The 5118-nt window shown below is 61.9% G+C and carries 3 protein-coding genes, 2 tRNA genes and 1 pseudogene; 2 read left to right on the forward strand and 4 right to left on the reverse strand.

Features of this window, described 5'->3' with window-relative positions:
• Positions 1-130: 130 nt before the first annotated feature.
• Both B3V69_RS05375 and B3V69_RS05380 read right to left on the reverse strand, forming a co-directional pair.
• Entirely contained in the window at positions 131-2671 is a 2541-nt protein-coding gene (locus B3V69_RS05375; protein WP_296444492.1) for a response regulator, read from the reverse strand.
• Between the two features lie 210 nt (positions 2672-2881).
• Positions 2882-2958 (reverse strand) — tRNA-Pro (locus B3V69_RS05380).
• A gap of 195 nt (positions 2959-3153) precedes the next feature.
• Here B3V69_RS05380 and B3V69_RS05385 point away from each other — a divergent pair.
• Together B3V69_RS05385 and rsgA are read left to right on the forward strand one after the other, a co-directional pair.
• A tRNA-Gln gene (locus tag B3V69_RS05385) sits at positions 3154-3228 on the forward strand.
• A gap of 259 nt (positions 3229-3487) precedes the next feature.
• Positions 3488-4450 (forward strand): ribosome small subunit-dependent GTPase A, encoded by a 963-nt coding sequence (gene rsgA, locus B3V69_RS05390; RefSeq protein WP_296444494.1) that lies wholly within the window; start codon positions 3488-3490, stop codon positions 4448-4450.
• Here the strand turns inward: rsgA and B3V69_RS05395 are convergent.
• Together B3V69_RS05395 and B3V69_RS05400 are read right to left on the reverse strand one after the other, a co-directional pair.
• Positions 4428-4754 carry a hypothetical protein gene (locus B3V69_RS05395; RefSeq protein WP_296444496.1) on the reverse strand — a complete coding sequence of 109 codons (327 nt, stop codon included), beginning with the start codon at positions 4752-4754 and terminating at the stop codon, positions 4428-4430. The two genes, rsgA and B3V69_RS05395, sit on opposite strands and share 23 nt — an antisense overlap.
• A 93-nt stretch (positions 4755-4847) precedes the next feature.
• A pseudogene (locus B3V69_RS05400) lies at positions 4848-5118 on the reverse strand (hypothetical protein); the annotation flags it as partial.

The raw sequence follows: 5118 nt of genomic DNA on the forward strand, positions 1-5118 counted from the left end.
GCCGGCAACGTGATCGGCACCCTGACCTACAACTTCGCGCTGCTGTAGGCGCAAGCGACAGGCCAAAATGCAAACCCCGCGAGGCTCGCGCCTCGCGGGTTTTTCTTTGGCTTGATGGCAGCGCGCCCTGTCAGGCTTCGAGTGCCCGCCGCAACTGCGCCATGTCGAACGGCTTGGTCAGGTAGCCGACATTGGCGGGCAGGTTGGCGCCCTCGTCTTCGTTGGTGGAATAGCCGCTGGCGATGATGACTTTCAGGTGCGGCTTCTGGCGCAGCGCCTCTTCCACCAGCTGGCGACCGTTCATGCCGGGCAGGCCAAGATCGGTGAGCAGGATGGCGATGGCGTCGTCGGTGCGCAGGATCTCCAGCGCCTCCGCAGCATCGGCCGCTTCGGCGGCGTCGAAGCCCATCTGCTCCACCATGTCCATGGTGGTCATGCGGATCAGCGCCACGTCCTCCACCACCAGTATCTTGCCGCGGGGGGCGGTCGCTGCAACAGGGGCCGCAGCAGGCGCGGCGATGGGCCCGCGCGCGGTGCCGGCAAAGACGCTGCGCAGCTTTCGCGCCAGTTCGTCCTTGCGATAGGGCTTGGACAGCAGCAGCGCATCATCATCCAGCTTGCCGTTATGGACGATGGCGTTCTGGGTATAGCCGCTGGTGTAGAGGATATGGATGCCCGGATGCATCTCCTGCGCCATGCGGGTGAAGTCGCGGGTATGGATGGCGCCGGGCATCACGACGTCGGTGAAGATCAGATCGGGCTTTTGCATTTTCAGCAGCGCCAGCGCGGCTTCGGCGTTTTCCGCACGTCTGACGCGATAGCCCAGGTCGGTCAGCATGTCGGCCACCGCGGCGCGCACGCCCTCGTCATCCTCCACCACCAGGATGCTCTCGCTGCCACCTTCCGAAGGCGGGGCGGCGATTTCCAGTGCATCGGTTTCGCGGCGGGTGCGCGGCAGATAGAGCTTGATGGTCGTGCCATGGCCGACCTCGCTGTAGATCTTGATATGGCCGCCGGACTGCTTGGTGAAGCCGAATGCCTGGGCCAGGCCCAGCCCGGTGCCCTTGCCTTCGGGCTTGGTGGTGAAGAAGGGCTCGAACACGCGGCCCAACACTTCGGGGCTCATACCGGTGCCGGTGTCGGTGACCGCCAGCATCACATACTGACCCGGCGTGACCTCGCTGTGGCCGGCAGCATAGGCGTCGTCGAGATGGGCATTGGCGACTTCCAGGGTCAGCTTGCCGCCATCGGGCATGGCGTCACGGGCATTGATCGCCATGTTGAGGATGGTGTTTTCCACCTGGTTGGGATCGGCCAGGGTGTTCCACAATCCGCCCGCGATCACGGTTTCGACCTGGATATTTTCCCCCAAGGTCCGGCGCAGCAGGTCGGACATGTCGCGGATCACCCGGCCCAGATCAACCGACTTGGGCTCCAGCGGCTGGCGGCGCGCAAAGGCCAGCAACTGGCCGGTCAGGCGCGAGCCGCGCACCACCGCGCCGATGGCGTTCTGCAGCCGGTCGCGCAGGCGCGTATCCGATTGCACCACTGCGCCGGACACAGCCAGGTCGAGATTGGCGCTGATGATCTGCAGCAGGTTGTTGAAGTCATGCGCCACGCCTCCGGTCAGGTGGCCGATGGCTTCCATCTTCTGGGACTGGCGCACCGTGGCTTCTGCGCGCATGCGGGCGGTGACATCCACCACCCCGATCAGGAACCCGCCGGTGGCGACCGGCGCCTTGTAGATGTCGAGCTCGCGGCCGCTCCAGGAGATGTGCTGGGTGTCGGTGCCTTCCTGTCCCTGGCTGGGCGGGGTGAAGATGCGGTCGGCGAAGGGCCGCACGGTCTCGACCGATTTCAGCATGTCCAAAGTGGTGTGCTGTATGCGCGCCATCGCGGGCGGCAGGGCCAGAAGCTCGAAAAATCCGGCATTGAAGGCGCAGAGCAGGCCTTCGCTGGTGAAATAGGCGATGCCTTCGCGCACGGTATCCAGGGTCGCCTGCAGAATGGCAGCCTCGTTGGCGCGGGAGCGCTCGGATTCGGCCAGGCTGACATTGTTGCGCACCAGCATGGCCGCGGCGATCAGCAGGATGCCCAGGGTCAGCACGGCGGCGCCGATGGCAAAAGCGATCTCGAGATTCTCGACCTCGCGGCGATGCCGGTCACGTTCCGCCAACAGTCCAAGTTCTTCGTGAATTCCGGAATTGATCTCCTGACGCAGGTCGCCCATCTGCTGGCGGCCGCGTTGCAGGGCAGCAGAAAGGGCCGCCAAATCGGAACCGGCCGCTTGCGACAGGGCGACATTCACCGCCAGCGTGTTCAAACGGACAGTTGCGAAATGCTGCAACCGGTCGGCGCGGCTTTGCTGGGCCGGATTGTCCCGGGTCAGGTCACGAAAAGCCTTGAGATCGACCGGCACCTTGGCAGCGGCGATCTTGTAAGCCTGAAAGTACCCCGGATCCCGGTCAATCAGGTAACCGCGCTGACTCGTTTCGGCGGTCTGCACGTCTTCCATCAACTGGCGGGTCGCTTCCAGCACCTGGTAGGTGTGGCGCACCCAAGTCTGCGCTTCGCGCTCATTGATGGCAAACTGGACGGTCAGGTAGGCAACGCCCGCCAATACCAAAAACAGCGGCACTGCGGCCAGCAGCACCAGACGATTGGAGGCCAAAGTCTTCCCCGAACGCGAAATCCCCGAGGTCAAACGTCCGTAACGTGGAACTGTTCCAGTCATGGCCGGAAATCTAGGGTTCGCGAGGCGAAAAGATAGGCCGCCAGCGGACAAAGCGGAAATTAAAGTGCCTGGGAGATCGCCCGACGACGTTCCCGCTGCCCCACGGGGCGCGATGGCCAGGCCAAATGGCATAAATGCAAAGAAAATTGGTCGGAGAGAGAGGATTCGAACCTCCGGCCCCTACGTCCCGAACGTAGTGCTCTACCAGGCTGAGCTACTCTCCGAACCAGTACGAAAGGGGGAACCCCTCCCGTCGGGAGGCGCCCTTATAACGATGCCCCCCTGCCCCCGCAACCGGCCTTGCAGCAGAATGCAACGGCTTGTTCGACCGGCGATTTTGGGGGTTTGCGGTCCCTATTTGCGGGTGGGGCCGCCTGGCCTTATACGGGTCCGCGCCGGGGGTGACCGCCCTCTCCCGTTGGGGCGTCGCCAAGCGGTAAGGCACTGGATTTTGATTCCAGCATTCGAAGGTTCGATCCCTTCCGCCCCAGCCACCCAGTCCCTGCTCTGCAGGGGATGTGCAAAGCATGGAATTTCTTCCCGCACTTCCGGGCCCTTAGCGCTCCGACTATTTCGCAGGAGCATAAAAGGTGGCTCACAGGCGCGTGAAACTGGCCGACTATGGTGCCCAGTCTCTGGTCCGCGAAAATCCATTTCCGCTTTTGTGGCAGTCACTTAGCCGGAGACAGGTTTGAAAGAAGCGGAGACTCGGTTTTGAAGCAATTGTGAAGATCGCCAGTTGGAGACTGATAGATGCCTCTCGAAGCATTAGGCTGGAACGCGCGATGGCAAGAGAAGTTTGAGGCCCACGGCGGCGAGGGTCTAGTGCCTGCACGCGTCGTTGCGGAGCATCGAAGTCACTACAGGATCGCGACAGAAGAGACAGAACTTTCCGCAGGCGCAACCGGGCGACTGCGTAACACGGCGGGCCAGCGTTCGGACTTTCCGGGCGTTGGAGACTTCGTGGCGGTAGACCTTTCCGAGCGAGATAGCCCGGCGACGATTGAGGCAGTTCTGCCCCGGACGAGCGCATTAATTCGCAAAGCATCAGGGAAGCCCGACCCGCAGCTTTTGGCTGCGAATATCGATGTTGTGTTTATTGTGACCTCAATGGGTGGCGACTTCAATCTGCCGCGCATGAAGCGCTATTGTGCCTTGGTGCAACAAAGCGGCGCCGCTCCCGTGATCCTGGTGAACAAATCGGATCTGGAGAACAATGTTGTCGGATCGGCCGGCGAGATCGATGGGCTCGGTCATGACATGCCCCTTCATGTGATCAGCGCGCGCGTTCGGGAAAGCATCCAGGTTCTGGAACAGTATTTCACGGGCAATCGCACAGTGGCGCTCATTGGCTCTTCCGGCGTCGGCAAATCGACATTGACCAACCAGTTGCTCGGTCACGACGCGCAAGCAACACAGGAAGTTCGCGACTATGATGGTCGCGGCCGGCACACGACAACTAGTCGTCAGTTGCTCGTCCGGTCGCAAGGCGGGGCTATTATCGACACTCCTGGTCTCAGGGGACTGGAAACCTGGGACGCCCCGGAAGCCTCCGAGGGTGCTTTCGATGATATCGAAGGCTTGGCACCGCAATGCCGGTTTCATAATTGCCGGCACGATACCGAGCCGGATTGCGCGGTTCGCTCTGCTGTCGCGCGGGGCGACCTCGATGCCGCACGCTTATCCGACTACATCAAACAGGCACGCGGTCATTGACTGCAGCGCAGGAGGCCGCCCAAACCGTCGTTAGGGTGCCGTCGTCCTGCTGAACGCACACGATCACGTCGAGCCTTTTGGTGAGATCTTGCTGCGCTTCGTGGATCGCCAGATCCACCGCAGCACCTTGCTGGCGCGCCGATAGACCGGTCGGGTCCCCGTCTCGCTCTATGTTCCAGAGCTTTGCCGCCTCGTCCCACGCGACATGATATTCATGGTCATGCCGACCATTTGAAGGCGCAAGCGCGCGCGGGCGCGGCTTTGATTGGAAACTGCTGCCTGATCTCTTTGCTCCAAACGCCATTCTGGTCCTATCGGAAATCGCCCCATGCGATCAAGGCACTGCTTAGTTTGTTAGGTACGTTCCAAAGGAGGATTTGGAACCAACAAACAGATGTCAGAAGCCCGAAATCGCTGCCCGTTCTCTGTCTGATGGGAGTTCCCAACCGAACACGCTGCGCCCCCCATAACCGCTGGAGTTCTCGAACTCGCCCGCAACCAGCCTTGCAAGTCCAGGTCCGCGCGCCGTCTCCTCAAGGTTGCGGGATTGCGCATCCAGGCGTCTGAGCGCTCCCAACTCTTCATCTCGGCCGAGCTTGGCTTTCTGCACAGCCGTTTTGAGGACTCTGATGGTCTCGTCGTAAACCCGGATCGGCACCGGAAAGGGG

The organism is Rhodoferax sp. UBA5149 (assembly GCF_002413825.1).
Classification (GTDB): Bacteria; Pseudomonadota; Gammaproteobacteria; order Burkholderiales; family Burkholderiaceae_C; genus Rhodoferax.